This window comes from Burkholderia sp. Bp9140 (assembly GCF_003853425.1).
Classification (GTDB): domain Bacteria; phylum Pseudomonadota; class Gammaproteobacteria; order Burkholderiales; family Burkholderiaceae; genus Burkholderia.
In genome coordinates this window covers 64,315-79,496 of sequence record NZ_QTPQ01000014.1, presented here as the reverse complement: position 1 = coordinate 79,496, position 15,182 = coordinate 64,315, and the positions used below count along the sequence as shown (strand labels likewise).

Below are 15,182 nucleotides of genomic sequence, written 5' to 3'. Positions count from 1 at the left end.
ATCGCCGCCCTTCCGCCGCATGTCCGACCGTCAGGAATCCGCCGTAGCTGCGCCCGAAGCGGGACCTCCGAAGCACGATCACCCGGTCTTGCGTCGCGTGTTCAGGGTGACGCTGGCAGTCGGGATCGGCACCTACTTCATCGCGTCCGGCGCATTCCTCGGGCTGCGCTACGTGCTGCTGCCGCGCATCGACGAATACCGGCCGCGCATCGAGCGCGCGGTGTCCGACAAGCTCCACGCGCAGCTTTCGATCGGCAAGCTGTCTCCGAACTGGTCCGGCATGCAGCCGGGCGTCGAAGTCACCAACCTCACCATTCGCGGCCGTGACGGCCGGATCGCGCTGTCGGTCCCGCACGCGACGGCCGCGCTGTCGTGGATGTCGCTGCTGCGGCTGTCGCCCGCGCTGTCGAGCCTGATCGTCGACCACCCCGACCTCGTCGTCGCCCGCGCGGCCGACGGCTCGCTGACCGTCGCGGGCGTCGGCGTCGCGACCACCCACGGCGGCAACGACACGTTCAGCACGTGGCTGCTGAAGCAGGAAGCGATCGTGCTGCGCAACGGCACGCTACGCTGGCGCGACGCGCAGCACGACGCGCCGGAGCTCGCACTGTCGGGCATCCGCCTCGCGGTGCTCAACCACGGCCGCGAACACAAGGCCGCGCTTCAGGCCCCCGCGAACGGCACCTTGCTGCTCGGCCCGCTCGACTTCCGCGCGCGCTTCAGGCACAAGCCGCTCGCGCCGATCGGCAAGCCGACGAACTGGACCGGCGACGCCTATCTGTCGACCGGCCCGGTCGACCTGCAGACGCTCGGCCGCTATCTCGACATCCCGCTCACGATCCACGCGGGCCGGATCGACAACGCGATCTGGGCGACCTTCCAGGACGGCCACCTGCGCTCCGCGGGCGGCGACCTGCAGGGCGCCGACGTCGTGCTGCGCGTGCGGCCGACCCAGCCGCGCCTCGACGTGCCGACGGTCGGGTTCGGCTGGGACATGGCGCTGAACGCCGGCCGCGACTACACGCTGCACCTGACGCGCTTCAACGCGGCGCTCGGCCAGCCGCCGCTGCCGGACGGCACGCCGCTCGCCCGCTCGCTCGCGCTGTCGACGCTGACCGCCCGCTACCGCGTGCCGGCCGCCGACCAGGGGCAGTTGCTGAGCGTCGTCGGCGACCGCGTCGATCTCGGCATCCTCAGCGAGTTCATCCGCGGGCTGCCGCTGCCGGCGCGCCTGCGCAACGAGCTGATCAAGCTCGACCCGCGCGGGATGGTGTCGAACTATCACATCGAGGTCGAACGCGCGAAGCCGGCGCGGGCCGATCTCGCCGACGAAGAACGGCGCACGGGTTCCGCGCCGATCGTCCGCTACCGCTTTCTCGGCGATCTGCAGGGCATCAGCATCGCCGCGCAGGAGCCACCGCCGGGCCTGTCGCCGCGCGGCCATCCGCGCGCCGGCTGGCCGGGCGTCGAGAACCTGTGGGGCCGCATCGACGCGAACGAAACCGGCGGCAGCGCGCACTTCGACACGGTCAACGCGGCGGTCACGGTGCCCGGCGAATTCGACGAGCCGCGCCTGACCTTCGACCGGCTGCGCGGCAACGCGAAATGGGTGATCACGCCGGCGCCGGGCGAGAAGCACGCGCGCGTCGACGTGACGTTGCCCGACCTCTTCGTCACGAACCCCGATGCCGAGATCGCGGTGTCGGGCTCGTACACGAACCCCGGCCACGGCCGCGGCACGCTCGACCTGCGCGCGGATTTCGCGCGCGCGTCGGTGGCGCGCATTCCGCGCTACCTGCCGACCGGGATGTCCGAGCATCTGCGCGACTATCTCGGCCATGCGCTACAGGCCGGCCAGGTGACCAAGGGCGCGTCGATCGTCGCGCGCGGCCCGCTCGAGAAATTCCCGTTCGAACACCAGCCGGATGCCGGCGTGTTCCATATCGTCGCGCCGTTCACCGGCGGGCGCTTCGAGCCGACGCCGTACCCGCCGCGCAAGCTCGCGAACGGCACACCGAGCGTCTGGCCGGCGCTCGACGGAATCGACGGCGTGTTCGAGCTCGCGCAGAACAAGCTGCGCTTCGACATCGCGCGCGCGCGCTACAAGCGCGTCGCGCTGACGAAGGTCGCCGGCCGGATCGACGATCTCGGCAACCCGTCGAAGTCGCCGCTCGTCATCGACGGCCATGCGCAAGGCCCGCTCGCGGATCTGATCGACTACGCGGACAACAGCTCGCTCGGCACGATGAGCGGGCACATCGGCCAGCGGATCGATGCGCAGGGGCCCGCGGCGCTCGCGCTCAAGATCACGATTCCGCAGCACGTTCCGCATCCGCATACGCACGTCGAAGGCGCGCTTGCATTCGGCGGCAACACGCTGTCGACCGACGGCGTGCCGCCATTGTCGGCGCTGCGCGGCAGCGTGCGCTTCACCGAAGCCGGCGCGTCGCTGCACGACCTGTCAGGGCGCTTCCTCGGCGGCCCGGTGCACGCGAACGGCAACTTCCAGTCGCACGGCCCGTACGCGGTGAACGTCGACGGCAAGCTCGCGCTCGACGCCGCGCGCGGGCTGAACCTGCGCGGCACGGCCGCGGCGCTGCTCGAGCACGTGGTCGGCGACGCGCCGTACCGGCTCGCCGTGCGCGGCGCGCCGGGCCGCCTGCCGGAAATCGCCGCGCATTCCGACCTGACGGGCGTCGCACTGAACTTCCCGGCGCCGTTCGCGAAGCCGGCCGGCACGCCGATGCCGTTCCGCTTCACGCTGCAGCCGGCCGCGCAGGCGGACGGCAAGCGCCTCGAACACGCCGACCTGACGCTCGGCCCCGTGTCCGCGACCTACCTGCTCGACGCGACGCGCGGCCAGCCGCTGCGCGCGGTACGCGGCGCGATGGGCATCCACCGGATGCCCGACCTGCCGCAGGACGGCGTGAGCGCCGCCGTCGACGTCGACGAACTGGACGCCGACGCGTGGCTCGCGCTGGCTCACACGCTGCAGCGCGACACGCCGCGCGCGCCGGAGCAGGCCGCGCCGCGCATCGACGTCGCGAGCTTCACGCCGAAGCGCTTCGCGCTCCACTTCGGCACGCTGAAGCTGCTCAAGCGCAACTGGGAGAACGTGATCATCGGCGCGTCGCACGTCGACGAGCTGTGGCAGGCGAACATCGCGTCGAACCAGGTCTCGGGCTACCTGTCGTGGGCGCCGGGCGGCGGCCACAACGGCGCGGGCGTGCTGAACGCGCGGCTCGCGAAGCTCGTGATTCCGCAGAGCGCGCAGCACGACCTCGTCGGCCGCGCGATGAACCTGCCGACGCCGACCGACCGGCCGATACCGTCGGTCGACCTGATCGTCGACCAGGTCGTCGCGCGCGATCACGACATCGGCCGGCTCGTCGTCAATGCGCGCAACATCGACGAGGACGGCGCGCCCGTGTGGCAGCTCGACAAGCTCGAGCTGGCGAACCCGGCCGCGAAGCTGACGGCGACCGGCAACTGGCGCACGTCGCGCCGCGCGCTGGCGCGCGGCGTCGACGAAAACGACGCGCCGCGCCGCAGCGTGTTCGACTTCAAGCTCGACATCGGCAACGCGGGCGCGCTGCTCGACCGCGTCGGCCTGCCGCGCACGCTCGCGGACGGCCACGGCACGGTGACCGGCAAGGTCGGCTGGCGCGGCGGCCCGACCGCGGTCGATCTCCCGTCGTTCGGCGGCCAGGTCGCGCTGGATCTGGAGCACGGCCAGATCCTGAAGGTCGATCCGGGCGCCGCGAAACTGCTCGGCGTGCTGAGCCTGCAGAGCCTCGCGCGCTTCCTGACGCTGAATTTCCGCGACGTGATCGGCAAGGGGCTGCCGTTCGACAGGATCACGGGCACCAGCCGGATCTCGAACGGGATCGCGCGCACCGACGACTTCTCGATGACGACGGCGCCGGCGAACGTGACAGTGCGCGGCGCGGTCGATCTCGGCACCGAGACGCAGGACCTGCGTGCGCACGTCGCGCCGAAGATCAGTGCGGGCGCGGCCGCGATCGGAGCGGCCATCATCAATCCGCTGCTCGGCGTCGGCGTGCTGGCCGCGAACTACGCGCTGTCGGAGACGCTGTCGCACGCGTTCGCACTCGACTACACGATCACGGGCTCGTGGGCGCATCCGCACATCGAGCGGGTGCGGGGCGATCAGGGTAAGATGAATCACGGTCCGGCCGATGCGGCGACCCATTGATCGCTCGATGGTGCCGGGCCGCACCCCATTTATGACGCAACCGATCCTGCGATGACCGATCACACCCGTTCCGCCACGCCCTTTCGGGTCGCCGCGCTGCAAATGGTGAGCACGCCGGACGTCACGCGCAATCTCGCCGAAGCCGGCCGCCTGATCGCGGAAGCGGCCGGCGACGGCGCGCAGCTCGTGCTGCTGCCCGAGTATTTCTGCTTCATGGGCCACCGCGACACCGACAAGCTCGCACTCGCCGAACCTTACCGCGACGGTCCGATCCAGCGGTTTCTCGCGCAGGCCGCGCACCGTCACGGCATCTGGGTGATCGGCGGCACGCTGCCGCTGAAGGCGCCGGAACCCGATCGCGTGCTGAACACGACGCTCGTGTTCGACCCGAACGGCCAGGAGGCGGCCCGCTACGACAAGATCCACCTGTTCAACTTCGAGAAAGGCGACGAATCATTCGATGAGGCGCGCACGATCCGCGCGGGCGATACGGTCGTCGCGTTCGACGCGCCGTTCGGACGGGTCGGCCTGTCGGTCTGTTACGATCTGCGCTTTCCGGAGCTGTATCGCAGGATGGGCGACTGCGCGCTGATCGTCGTGCCGTCCGCGTTTACGTATACGACGGGCCGCGCGCACTGGGAAATGCTGCTGCGCGCGCGGGCCGTCGAGAACCAGTGCTACGTGCTCGCGGCCGCGCAGGGCGGCAAGCACGAGAACGGCCGGCGCACCTGGGGCCACAGCATGCTGATCGACCCATGGGGCGAGATCGTCGCGGTCCGCGACGAGGGCGCGAGCGTCGTGTCCGGCGCGCTCGATCCGCAGCGCATCGCCGACGTGCGCCAGAGCCTGCCCGCGTGGCGGCATCGCGTGCTGGCCTGAACCGCTGAAACGCCTCGGCGCTTGAAACGCCGCCCGGCCAACCCATCTGCCCAGAACGCACCCGACAACTTTTTGAGAACCCTCGATACCCGCATGAACATCATCGAACCCGGCATCCGCAATCTTGCGCTGGCGAAGGACATCCTCCTCACGCCGTACGGCCTCGACGAGAGCCTGCTCACGCGCACGATCGCCGACATCTTCACGCATCGCGTCGACTACGCGGACCTGTACTTCCAGGCGACCCGCAGCGAAGCGTGGAGCCTCGAGGAAGGCATCGTGAAGTCGGGCAGCTTCAGCATCGACCAGGGCGTCGGCGTGCGCGCGGTCGCGGGCGACCGCACCGCGTTCGCTTACTCGGACGACCTGTCGCCGGAAGCCATCGCGCAGGCGGCCGCGGCCACCAAGGCGATCGCGGCGGCCGGCGGCGGCCGCCAGAAGATCAAGGCCGCGACGTCGCTGAAGGGCATCTCGGGCCGCGACCTGTACCTGCCGTCCGATCCGCTCGCATCGCTCGACGCGACCGCCAAGGTCAAGCTGCTCGAGCGCATCGAGCAGATGGCGCGCGGCCGGGATCCGCGCGTCACGCAGGTGATGGCGGGCCTCGCCGGCGAATACGACGTCGTGCTGGTCGCGCGCAGCGACGGCGCGCTCGCGGCCGACATCCGCCCGCTCGTGCGCGTGTCGGTCACGGTGATCGCCGAACAGAACGGCCGCCGCGAGATCGGCTCCGGCGGCGGCGGCGGCCGCTTCGACTACGGCTACTTCACCGATGACGTGCTGTCGCGCTACGTCGACGACGCCGTGCACGCGGCGCTCGTGAACCTCGACGCGCGCCCCGCGCCGGCCGGCGCGATGACGGTCGTGCTCGGGCCGGGCTGGCCGGGCGTGCTGCTGCACGAGGCGATCGGCCACGGTCTCGAGGGCGACTTCAACCGCAAGGGTTCGTCGGCATTCGCCGGCCGGATCGGCGAGCAGGTTGCCGCCAAGGGTGTGACGGTGGTCGACGACGGCACGCTGCCGAACCGCCGCGGCTCGCTGAACATCGACGACGAAGGCAACCCGACGCAGTGCACGACGCTGATCGAGGACGGCATCCTGAAGGGCTACATCCAGGACACGCTGAACGCGCGCCTGATGAAGATGCCCGTCACCGGCAACGCGCGGCGCGAGTCGTATGCGGCGCTGCCGATGCCGCGCATGACCAACACGTACATGCTGAACGGCGACAAGGATCCGCAGGAAATCATCGCGTCGGTGAAGAACGGCCTGTACGCGGTGAACTTCGGCGGCGGCCAGGTCGACATCACGAACGGCAAGTTCGTGTTCTCGGCGTCCGAGGCGTACATGATCGAGAACGGCAAGGTCACCTACCCGGTGAAGGGCGCGACGCTGATCGGCAGCGGCCCGGAATCGCTGAAGTACGTGAGCATGATCGGCAACGACATGTCGCTCGACTCGGGCGTCGGCGTATGCGGCAAGGAAGGCCAGAGCGTGCCGGTCGGCGTCGGCCAGCCGACCCTGCGGATCGACAAGATGACGGTCGGCGGTACGGCATAACCGCATCGCGGCGCAGACAATCCGCGCATTTTGACGAATACGCGCGGATTGTCCGCATTTTTGAGCATCCCCGGTTGCCAGCCGACCGGCGACGCGGTATAAATTCCGAATCAACTTTTTTGACGAACCGAATCTCCGTCATGTCCGCCAAGTTTTATTTTTACTTTTTTTGGCATCTCAGACCGCTGGCGGATCGAGAGGGTTGATGGCGCGTGAAGCGCAACCGAAATTCCCGAAAAAACCGCCGGCGAACCCGGCGGTTTTTTTTCGCCCTTCGCCACCCGGTCGCTGCGCAGCGGGCCCCGCGGCCCCGACCGAAACCACTGAATCAGCTGAATTGATGAATCTGCCGCACGCCCACTGACCGAACGGCGCCCGGAAACAAGGAGAAACAGCATGCCCCCGCACAATACCGACGACGTCCGCATTCGCGAACTCAAGGAACTGACGCCGCCCGCCCACCTGATCCGCGAATTCGCGTGCTCCGAGGCCGCGTCCGAGCTGATCTACAACTCGCGCCAGTCGATGCACCGCATCCTGCACGGGATGGACGACCGGCTGATCGTCGTGATCGGGCCGTGCTCGATCCACGATACGAAGGCGGCGATCGAGTATGCGGGGCGGCTCGTGAAGGAGCGCGAGCGCTTCGCGGGCGAACTGGAAATCGTGATGCGCGTGTACTTCGAGAAGCCGCGCACGACGGTCGGCTGGAAGGGGCTCATCAACGATCCGCACCTGGACAACAGCTTCAAGATCAACGAAGGGCTGCGCACCGCACGCGAACTGCTGCTGCAGATCAACGAGATGGGGCTGCCGGCCGCGACCGAATACCTCGACATGATCAGCCCGCAGTACATCGCCGACCTGATCTCGTGGGGCGCGATCGGCGCGCGCACGACCGAGTCGCAGGTGCACCGCGAGCTGGCGTCGGGGCTGTCGTGCCCGGTCGGCTTCAAGAACGGCACCGACGGCAACGTGAAGATCGCGGTCGACGCGATCAAGGCCGCGTCGCAGCCACACCATTTCCTGTCGGTGACCAAGGGCGGCCACTCGGCGATCGTGTCGACGGCCGGCAATGAAGACTGCCACGTGATCCTGCGCGGCGGCAAGACGCCGAACTACGACGCGGACAGCGTGAACGCCGCGTGCGCGGACATCGGCAAGGCCGGCCTCGCCGCGCGCCTGATGATCGACGCGAGCCACGCGAACAGCTCGAAGAAGCACGAGAACCAGATCCCCGTGTGCGCGGACATCGGCCGCCAGGTCGCGGCCGGCGACGAGCGCATCGTCGGCGTGATGATCGAGTCGCACCTCGTCGAGGGGCGTCAGGACCTGAAGGAAGGCTGCCCGCTGACCTACGGCCAGAGCATCACCGACGCGTGCATCGCGTGGGACGACAGCGTGAAGGTGCTCGAAGGCCTCGCGGAATCGGTGAAGGCACGCCGCGTCGCGCGCGGCAGCGGCAACTGACGGGCGCAAACAGGCTGAACCGCATGACCCCGCCTGGCGGCGGATTGGTCATGCGGCCAGCCTGCGGTCGTCGTTTCGCTCTGCTAGACTAGCTAACATTATCTAGCTAACCAAGGAGGGTGACCATGCCGACCGTCAACATGCACGATGCCAAGTCGCGGCTCTCAAGCCTTGTCGAAGCGCTTGAACTGGGGCGCGAATCCGAAGTCGTGATCGCCCGCAATGGTCATCCGGTTGCCCGGATCGTTCCTTATGCTGCGCCAAAACGGATCGGTGCAGCCCGTCAGTTGCTTGCCGGGCTGAACATCCCGACAACCGTCGAGGCATTCAATGCCGGCGATGAATCGATCGCCGCCGACTTCGACGCGAGCTCGAAAGAGGGACTCGCACCGTGAAGCTGCTGCTCGATACGCACATCGCACTATGGGCGGCTGAAGGCGTGCCTCAACTTTCGGCGACCGCGGCCGCATTGATCGAACATCCTGAAAACACGCTGTACGTTAGCGCCGCGTCCATCTGGGAAATCGCGATCAAATACCGCAAAGGCAATCTGCCCGTCCATCCACGCGATGCGCGTTCGGCATTCCGGCTCGCCGGTTTTGCGGAATTGCCGATCAGCAGCGATCACGTCGAAGGTGTCGCCGCACTGCCCGATTTTCCGGATCATGCCGATCCGTTCGACCGCGTGATGGTCGCGCAGGCACTCCATGAAGGCATGCCGCTCGTCAGCGCCGATCCCAAGGTGTGGCGCTATCACGCCACGCTGATGCTGCGCGCCTGACGCGCTGCCCGCCACAAAATCAAAACCCGGCTCGCGCCGGGCTTTCTCATTGCCTTGGCCGAAACCGGCCGTCAGGCTCTCACTCGAGCGCACCCGAGCCGAAGATCTCGGTATTGATGCGCTCCGGCGCGACGCCGAGCGCGACCAATGCATCGCGTTGCGCCTTCATGAACGCGATCGGGCCGCAGATGTAGTAGTCGGCATCCGGCACCAGCGCATAGTGCTTCACGCGCTCCGGCGTCAGGCGCCCCTCGAGGTCGTGATCGACGCCGACACGGTCGTTCGGGCCGACCAGTTCGTACAGCACCGTGCGCTTGAAGTTGGCGTGTTCGCGCACCGTATCGTTCAGCCAGTCGCGGAACGCATGCACCGCGCCCGACCGGCATGCGTGGACGAACCGCACCTCACGCCGGCTGCCCTCGCCGGCCAGCGTCGATACCATCGACACCATCGGCGTCAGGCCGACGCCGCCGGAGATCAGCACGACCGGCGTATCGACGCCGCGCTTCAGCGAGAATTCGCCCATCGGCGCGGTCACCTCGACGATCGCGCCCTCCTCCACGCCGTCATGCATCAGCGTCGATACCTTGCCGGCCGGGATCGCTTCCGGCTGGCCGGCCTCGCGCTTCACCGAGATGCGCAGCCACTTGCCGTGCGGCGCGTCGGACAGGCTGTACTGGCGCGGCTGGTCGACGCCGAGATCGCCCACGAAGCGCTTCACCGTGATGTACTGGCCCGGCTCGAAGGTCGGCGCCTCGCCGCCGTCGGCGGGCGTCAAGTAGAACGACGTGATCTCGTCGCTTTCACGCACCTTGCGGGCGACCTTGAACGGACGGAAGCCGCTCCACGCGGCGCCCGCGTACAGGTCGGCCTCGGCGCCGATCAGGATCTGCGCGAGCTGGCCGTACGCGACGCGCCATGCCTCGAGCGTCTCCGCATCGACCGCGTCGCCGAGCACCTCGACGATCGACGCGAGCAGGTTCTCGCCGACGATCGGGTAATGCTCCGGGCGGATGTTCAGGCTCGCGTGCTTGTGCGCGATGTGCGACACCGCACCGCCGAGCGCGCCGAGGTTGTCGATGTTCGCCGCATACGCATAGACCGCCTTCGCGAGCGTTTCCGGCTGGCTGCCGGTCTTCTGGTGCGTCTGGTTGAACAGGTTCTTCAATTCCGGATGCCGCGCGAACATGCGCTGGTAGAAATGCTTCGTGATCGTCGCGCCATGCACGGCGAGGACAGGGGCAGTGGCCTTCACGCGAGCCATCTGATCAGCGGTGATGTGGGTCATGTTCGTTCTCCGTTAAACATGCACATACGATACATCTTTAAAAATCGACGCCCCTCGGGCAAATTGTCGCAGCGCGGAAAAACGACACCGGGCGTCAGCGGACGCGCCCGCGCTCCCACAGCACGTCCGAGCCGCCACCCGCGCGGTTCAGCACGCGCGCCAGCACGAACAGCAGGTCCGACAGCCGGTTCACGTACCGCCGCGGCGCATCATTGAGCGTGTCGGTGCGCCCGAGCGCGACGATCGAGCGCTCGGCGCGGCGGCACACCGTCCGGCAGACATGCGCAAGCGACGCCGCGCGCGAGCCGGCCGGCAGGATGAACTCCTTCAGCGGCGGCAGCGTCGCGTTGTAGTCGGCGAGCCACCGGTCGAGGCGCGCGAGGTGCGTGTCGTCGAGCACCGCGTGGCCCGGAATGCACAGCTCGCCGCCGAGATCGAACAGGTCGTGCTGGATCGTGACGAGCGCGGTGCGAATGTCGTCCGGCAGCGGCTCGGCAAGCAGCACGCCGAGGGTCGAGTTCAATTCGTCGACGTCGCCGATCGCGGCGATCCGTACATCGTCCTTGCCGACGCGCCGCCCGTCGCCGAGGCCGGTGGTGCCGTCGTCGCCCGTGCGCGTGGCGATCTTGCTCAAGCGGTTGCCCATGCGAATGTCCTCTCGTGCGCGGCCGCGACGCGGCCCGGTTGCGTTGCAACGCAATTATCGCAGCCCGCGGCGGGGGCCGCAGCGGACGTTGCAGCGTAGAATGAACCGAAACTTTGACAAGCAGTCGTCAGGAGACATTCGTGAATCACGCTGCCCCGCCAGCCGCCACGCGCCGCCCCCTCCCGCCCGCGATGCTCGACGCGCTGCGCGCCGCCTTCGGCGCGCGCGTGTCGACCGCCGACGCCGTCCGCGCCCATCACGGCCGCGACGAATCGCCGTTCGATCCGCAACTGCCCGACGCCGTCGTGTTCGCGCACAGCGCCGATGAAGTCCGCGAAGTCGTGTCGCTGTGCGCGCTCTACAGCGTGCCGCTGATCCCGTACGGCGCCGGCTCGTCGCTCGAAGGCCACTTGCTCGCCGTGCGCGGCGGCGTATCGCTCGACCTGTCGGAAATGAACCGCGTGCTGTCGATCAACGCCGAAGACCTGACCGTCACGGTCGAACCGGGCATCACGCGCAAGGCGCTCAACGAGGCGCTGCGCGACACCGGCCTGTTCTTCCCGATCGATCCGGGCGCCGACGCCAGCATCGGCGGCATGACCGCGACCCGCGCATCGGGCACCAACGCCGTGCGCTACGGGACGATGCGCGAGAACGTGCTCGGCCTGACCGCCGTGCTCGCCGACGGCCGCGTCGTGAAGACGGGCTCGCGCGCGCGCAAGTCGTCGGCCGGCTACGACCTCACGCGCCTGTTCGTCGGTTCCGAAGGCACGCTCGGCGTGATCACCGAGATCACGCTGCGCCTGCATCCGCTGCCCGAAGCCGTGTCGGCCGCGATCTGCACGTTCCCGTCGATGGGCGACGCGGTGCGCACCGTGATCGAGACGATCCAGATCGGCGTGCCGATCGCGCGCGTCGAATTCGTCGACGCGCTCGCGGTGCGCTCGATCAACCGCCACTCGAACCTGACGCTCGCCGAAGCGCCGACACTGTTCTTCGAATTCCACGGCACCGAAGCCGGCGTGAAGGAACAGGCCGAGCTCGTGCAGGCGCTCGCGGGCCAGAATCACGGCCAGGGCTTCGAATGGGCGACCCGCCCCGAGGACCGCACGCGGCTCTGGGCCGCGCGCCACAACGCGTACTTCGCGATGCTGCAGCTGAAACCCGGCTGCCGCGCGGTGACGACCGACGTGTGCGTGCCGATCTCGCAACTCGCCGCGTGCGTCGAGGAGACCGAAACCGACCTGCGCGCATCGTCGCTGCCCTGCCCGATCGTCGGCCACGTCGGCGACGGCAATTTCCACGTCGCGATCCTGATCGATCCCGACAAGCCCGAGGAACTCGACGAAGCCGAGCGCATCAACGACCGGATCGTCGAACGCGCGCTGCGCCTCGGCGGCACCTGCACGGGCGAGCACGGCGTCGGGCTGCACAAGATGCGCTTCCTGCCGAAGGAGCACGGCGAGCATGCCATCGACGCGATGCGCGCGATCAAGCTCGCGCTCGATCCGCGCAACCTGATGAATCCCGGCAAGATCTTCACGTGCTGACACGCCGGCGCGCCGCTGCGCCGCCCGCAGGAGACCCCATGAACGCTTCCGTCGAACTGTCGAGCGCGACTCGCGCGCAGCGCCAGCGCGAAGTCGTGCAGGCGCTGATGGCCGTGCTGCCGACGCATTGCCTGCTGTTCCGTGACGAAGACACCGCGCCGTACGAGTGTGACGGCCTGTCCGCGTACCGCCGGCTGCCGCTCGCGGTCGCGCTGCCCGAAACCGAATCGCAGGTGCAGCGCATCGTGCAGATCTGCCGCCGCATGGAAGTGCCGATCGTGCCGCGCGGCGCGGGCACGAGCCTGTCCGGCGGCGCGCTGCCGGTCGCGAACGGCGTCGTGCTGTCGCTCGCGCGCTTCACGCGCATCGTCGAGGTCGATCCGTACGCGCGCACGGCCACCGTGCAGCCCGGCGTGCGCAACCTCGCGATTTCGGAAGCCGCCTCACCGTACGGGCTGTACTACGCGCCCGATCCTTCGTCGCAGATCGCCTGCACGATCGGCGGCAACGTCGCGGAAAATTCCGGCGGCGTCCACTGCCTGAAATACGGGCTGACCGTGCACAACGTGATGCGCGTGCGCGCGGTCACGATCGACGGCGAGATCGTCGAATTCGGTTCGCTCGGCCTCGATACGCCGGGCCTCGACCTGCTCGCGGTGATGATCGGCAGCGAAGGGATGTTCGCGATCGTCACCGAGGTCACGGTGAAGCTGATCCCGAAACCGCAGACCGCGCAGCTCGTGATGGCGAGCTTCGACGATGTCGTGAAGGGCGGCGAGGCGGTCGCCGCGATCATCGCGTCGGGCATCATCCCGGCCGGGCTCGAGATGATGGACAAGCCGGCCACGCAGGCCGTCGAGGCGTTCACGCACGCGGGCTACGACCTCGACGCGAAGGCGATCCTGCTGTGCGAATCGGACGGCACGCCGGAAGAAGTCGCGGAGGAGATCGTCCGCATGACGGCGGTGCTGCGCGAGCACGGCGCGACGCGCATCCAGGTGTCGCGCAACGAAAGCGAGCGGCTGCGCTTCTGGTCGGGCCGCAAGAACGCGTTCCCGGCCGCCGGGCGCATTTCCGCCGACTATTACTGCATGGACGGCACCGTGCCGCGCCGCGCGATCGGCCCGCTGCTCGCGCGCATCGAGCAGCTCGAGACGCGCTACGGGCTGCGCTGCATCAACGTGTTCCATGCCGGCGACGGCAACATGCATCCGCTGATCCTCTACAACGCGAACGATCCGGACGAGCTGCACCGCGCCGAGCAGTTCGGCGCGGAAATCCTCGAATGCTGCGTGGAATTCGGCGGCAGCGTGACGGGCGAGCACGGCGTCGGCATCGAAAAGCTCAACTCGATGTGCGTACAGTTCTCGCCGCAGGAGCGCGATGCGTTCTTCGCGGTCAAGCGCGCGTTCGATCCGGCCGGGCTGCTCAATCCCGACAAGGGCATCCCGACCCGCGCGCGCTGCGCGGAGTACGGTCGCCAGCACGTGCGCGGCGGGCTGCTGCCGCACCCCGACCTGCCGCGCTTCTGAGCGCCGCGCGGTTGCGCGGGCCGCGACGTATCGCCCTGCCCGCGCGTCGGCCGTGCGCGCGGCGGTGCCTGCATGCCTTCGTGATACGGGGCTTAGGGATAGTCGCGATGTGGATTCGCGCCACCCCGGTACAATCGACCGGACAACAAGACGAGGCAGCAACAGAACATGGAAGAGGACGACATCGTCGCCGGATGGGCCGAGCGCATTCGCGCCGCCAGTGCCGACGGTCAGCCGCTGCGGATTCGCGGCGGCGGCACCAAGGACTGGTACGGCCAGGCGCTGGACGGCGAAATACTCGACACGCGCGCGTTTCAGGGCATCGTGTCGTACGACCCGGCCGAACTCGTCGTCACGGTCCGCGCGGGCACGCCGCTCGCGCAGCTTGAAACCGTCCTCGACGAGTGCGGCCAGATGCTGCCGTTCGAGCCGCCGCACTTCGGCCGCGCGGCCACCGTCGGCGGCTGCATCGCGGCCGGCCTCGCGGGCCCGCGCCGCGCGGCCTGCGGCGCGCCGCGCGATTTCGTGCTGGGCGTCACGCTGATGAACGGCCGCGGCGAAGTGTTGCGCTTCGGCGGGCAGGTCGTGAAGAACGTGGCCGGCTACGACGTGTCGCGGCTGATGGCCGGCGCGCTCGGCACGCTCGGGCTGATGCTCGACCTGTCGATCAAGGTGCTGCCCGTGCCGGTCGCCGAAGTCACGCTGAAGTTCGAGATGACCGCGACCGACGCGGTGCGCAAGCTCAACGAATGGGGCGGCCATCCGCTGCCCGTCAGCGCGAGCGCCTGGCGCAACGGTACGCTGGTGCTGCGGCTGTCGGGGGCCGAGGCCGCCGTGAAATCGGCGAAGACGCTGCTCGGCGGCGAAGTCGTCGACGCGGTCGAGGCCGAACGCTTCTGGGCCGGCGTGCGCGAGCACACCGACCCGTTCTTCAACGGGATCCCGCCCGGCTATGCGCTGTGGCGCCTCGCGCTGCCGTCGATCACCGAACCGATGCACCTGCCCGGCACCCAGCTGATGGAATGGGGCGGCGCGCAGCGCTGGTGGATCACCGACGCCGATGCGCAGACGGTACGCATGAGCGCGAAGCAGGCCGGCGGCCATGCGACGCTGTTCCGCGCGGGCGAGTCCTACGACCGCAGCGCGGGCGTGTTCACGCCGCTGCCCGCGCCGCTGATGAAAATTCACCGCGGGCTGAAGGCTGCGTTCGATCCCGCGCGCATCTTCAACCGCGGCCGGCTCTACCCCGATCTCTGAGGG

At 68.8% G+C, this 15,182-nt stretch carries 12 protein-coding genes; 9 read left to right on the top strand and 3 right to left on the bottom strand.

What is annotated here, in order from left to right; genetic code table 11:
- Window positions 1–19 precede the first annotated feature (19 nt).
- From DIE21_RS13940 to tldD, 3 genes are all read left to right on the top strand, one after another.
- Window positions 20–4,216, top strand: a complete 4,197-nt coding sequence (locus DIE21_RS13940; RefSeq protein ID WP_124498252.1) for a YhdP family protein — start codon at window positions 20–22, stop codon at window positions 4,214–4,216.
- 51 nt (window positions 4,217–4,267) lie between these two features.
- A complete protein-coding gene (locus DIE21_RS13935) occupies window positions 4,268–5,095 on the top strand; it encodes a carbon-nitrogen hydrolase family protein (protein ID WP_124498251.1) in 828 nt (275 codons plus the stop codon).
- A gap of 93 nt (window positions 5,096–5,188) precedes the next feature.
- Window positions 5,189–6,655: a metalloprotease TldD gene (gene tldD / locus DIE21_RS13930; protein WP_124498250.1), complete on the top strand. Its 1,467-nt coding sequence runs from the start codon at window positions 5,189–5,191 to the stop codon at window positions 6,653–6,655.
- A 110-nt stretch (window positions 6,656–6,765) separates the two neighbouring features.
- Here tldD and DIE21_RS37195 read toward each other — a convergent pair whose 3' ends face one another.
- Window positions 6,766–7,053 (bottom strand): hypothetical protein, encoded by a 288-nt coding sequence (locus DIE21_RS37195; protein WP_185640573.1) that lies wholly within the window; start codon window positions 7,051–7,053, stop codon window positions 6,766–6,768.
- On the opposite strand from DIE21_RS37195, the gene aroG reads away from it, so the two are divergent.
- From aroG to DIE21_RS13915, 3 genes are all read left to right on the top strand, one after another.
- The gene (gene aroG, locus DIE21_RS13925; protein WP_124498249.1) at window positions 7,052–8,125 is read left to right on the top strand and encodes a 3-deoxy-7-phosphoheptulonate synthase AroG; all 1,074 of its coding nucleotides are present in this window, start codon (window positions 7,052–7,054) and stop codon (window positions 8,123–8,125) included. The two genes, DIE21_RS37195 and aroG, sit on opposite strands and share 2 nt — an antisense overlap.
- A gap of 125 nt (window positions 8,126–8,250) precedes the next feature.
- Window positions 8,251–8,520, top strand: a complete 270-nt coding sequence (locus DIE21_RS13920) for a type II toxin-antitoxin system Phd/YefM family antitoxin (protein ID WP_124498248.1) — start codon at window positions 8,251–8,253, stop codon at window positions 8,518–8,520.
- A complete protein-coding gene (locus DIE21_RS13915; protein WP_124498247.1) occupies window positions 8,517–8,906 on the top strand; it encodes a type II toxin-antitoxin system VapC family toxin in 390 nt (129 codons plus the stop codon). Before DIE21_RS13920 ends, DIE21_RS13915 begins: the two co-directional genes overlap by 4 nt.
- Before the next feature lie 79 nt (window positions 8,907–8,985).
- Here DIE21_RS13915 and hmpA read toward each other — a convergent pair whose 3' ends face one another.
- Both hmpA and DIE21_RS13905 read right to left on the bottom strand, forming a co-directional pair.
- Window positions 8,986–10,194, bottom strand: a complete 1,209-nt coding sequence (hmpA, locus tag DIE21_RS13910; RefSeq protein WP_124498246.1) for an NO-inducible flavohemoprotein — start codon at window positions 10,192–10,194, stop codon at window positions 8,986–8,988.
- 94 nt (window positions 10,195–10,288) lie between these two features.
- Complete coding sequence (locus tag DIE21_RS13905) at window positions 10,289–10,840, bottom strand: cob(I)yrinic acid a,c-diamide adenosyltransferase (RefSeq protein ID WP_124498245.1); 552 nt, start codon at window positions 10,838–10,840, stop codon at window positions 10,289–10,291.
- 140 nt (window positions 10,841–10,980) lie between these two features.
- On the opposite strand from DIE21_RS13905, the gene DIE21_RS13900 reads away from it, so the two are divergent.
- The 3 genes from DIE21_RS13900 (at window position 10,981) to glcE (ending at window position 15,179) form a co-directional block, all read left to right on the top strand.
- Window positions 10,981–12,390: an FAD-binding oxidoreductase gene (locus DIE21_RS13900; protein WP_124498244.1), complete on the top strand. Its 1,410-nt coding sequence runs from the start codon at window positions 10,981–10,983 to the stop codon at window positions 12,388–12,390.
- Between the two features lie 38 nt (window positions 12,391–12,428).
- Window positions 12,429–13,922, top strand: a complete 1,494-nt coding sequence (locus tag DIE21_RS13895) for an FAD-linked oxidase C-terminal domain-containing protein (RefSeq protein WP_124498243.1) — start codon at window positions 12,429–12,431, stop codon at window positions 13,920–13,922.
- Window positions 13,923–14,090: 168 nt separating this feature from the next.
- Entirely contained in the window at window positions 14,091–15,179 is a 1,089-nt protein-coding gene (gene glcE / locus DIE21_RS13890) for a glycolate oxidase subunit GlcE (RefSeq protein ID WP_124498242.1), read from the top strand.
- Window positions 15,180–15,182: the final 3 nt, after the last annotated feature.

Excerpts from the sequence above, each read along its gene's own strand:
- DIE21_RS13940 (WP_124498252.1), top strand. The coding sequence starts at position 20 with ATGTCCGACCGTCAGGAATCCGCCGTAGCTGCGCCCGAAGCGGGACCT.
- DIE21_RS13935 (WP_124498251.1), top strand. The coding sequence starts at position 4,268 with ATGACCGATCACACCCGTTCCGCCACGCCCTTTCGGGTCGCCGCGCTG.
- tldD (WP_124498250.1), top strand. The coding sequence starts at position 5,189 with ATGAACATCATCGAACCCGGCATCCGCAATCTTGCGCTGGCGAAGGAC.
- aroG (WP_124498249.1), top strand. The coding sequence starts at position 7,052 with ATGCCCCCGCACAATACCGACGACGTCCGCATTCGCGAACTCAAGGAA.
- DIE21_RS37195 (WP_185640573.1), bottom strand. The coding sequence starts at position 7,053 with ATGCTGTTTCTCCTTGTTTCCGGGCGCCGTTCGGTCAGTGGGCGTGCG.
- DIE21_RS13920 (WP_124498248.1), top strand. The coding sequence starts at position 8,251 with ATGCCGACCGTCAACATGCACGATGCCAAGTCGCGGCTCTCAAGCCTT.
- hmpA (WP_124498246.1), bottom strand. The coding sequence starts at position 10,194 with ATGACCCACATCACCGCTGATCAGATGGCTCGCGTGAAGGCCACTGCC.
- DIE21_RS13905 (WP_124498245.1), bottom strand. The coding sequence starts at position 10,840 with ATGGGCAACCGCTTGAGCAAGATCGCCACGCGCACGGGCGACGACGGC.
- DIE21_RS13895 (WP_124498243.1), top strand. The coding sequence starts at position 12,429 with ATGAACGCTTCCGTCGAACTGTCGAGCGCGACTCGCGCGCAGCGCCAG.
- glcE (WP_124498242.1), top strand. The coding sequence starts at position 14,091 with ATGGAAGAGGACGACATCGTCGCCGGATGGGCCGAGCGCATTCGCGCC.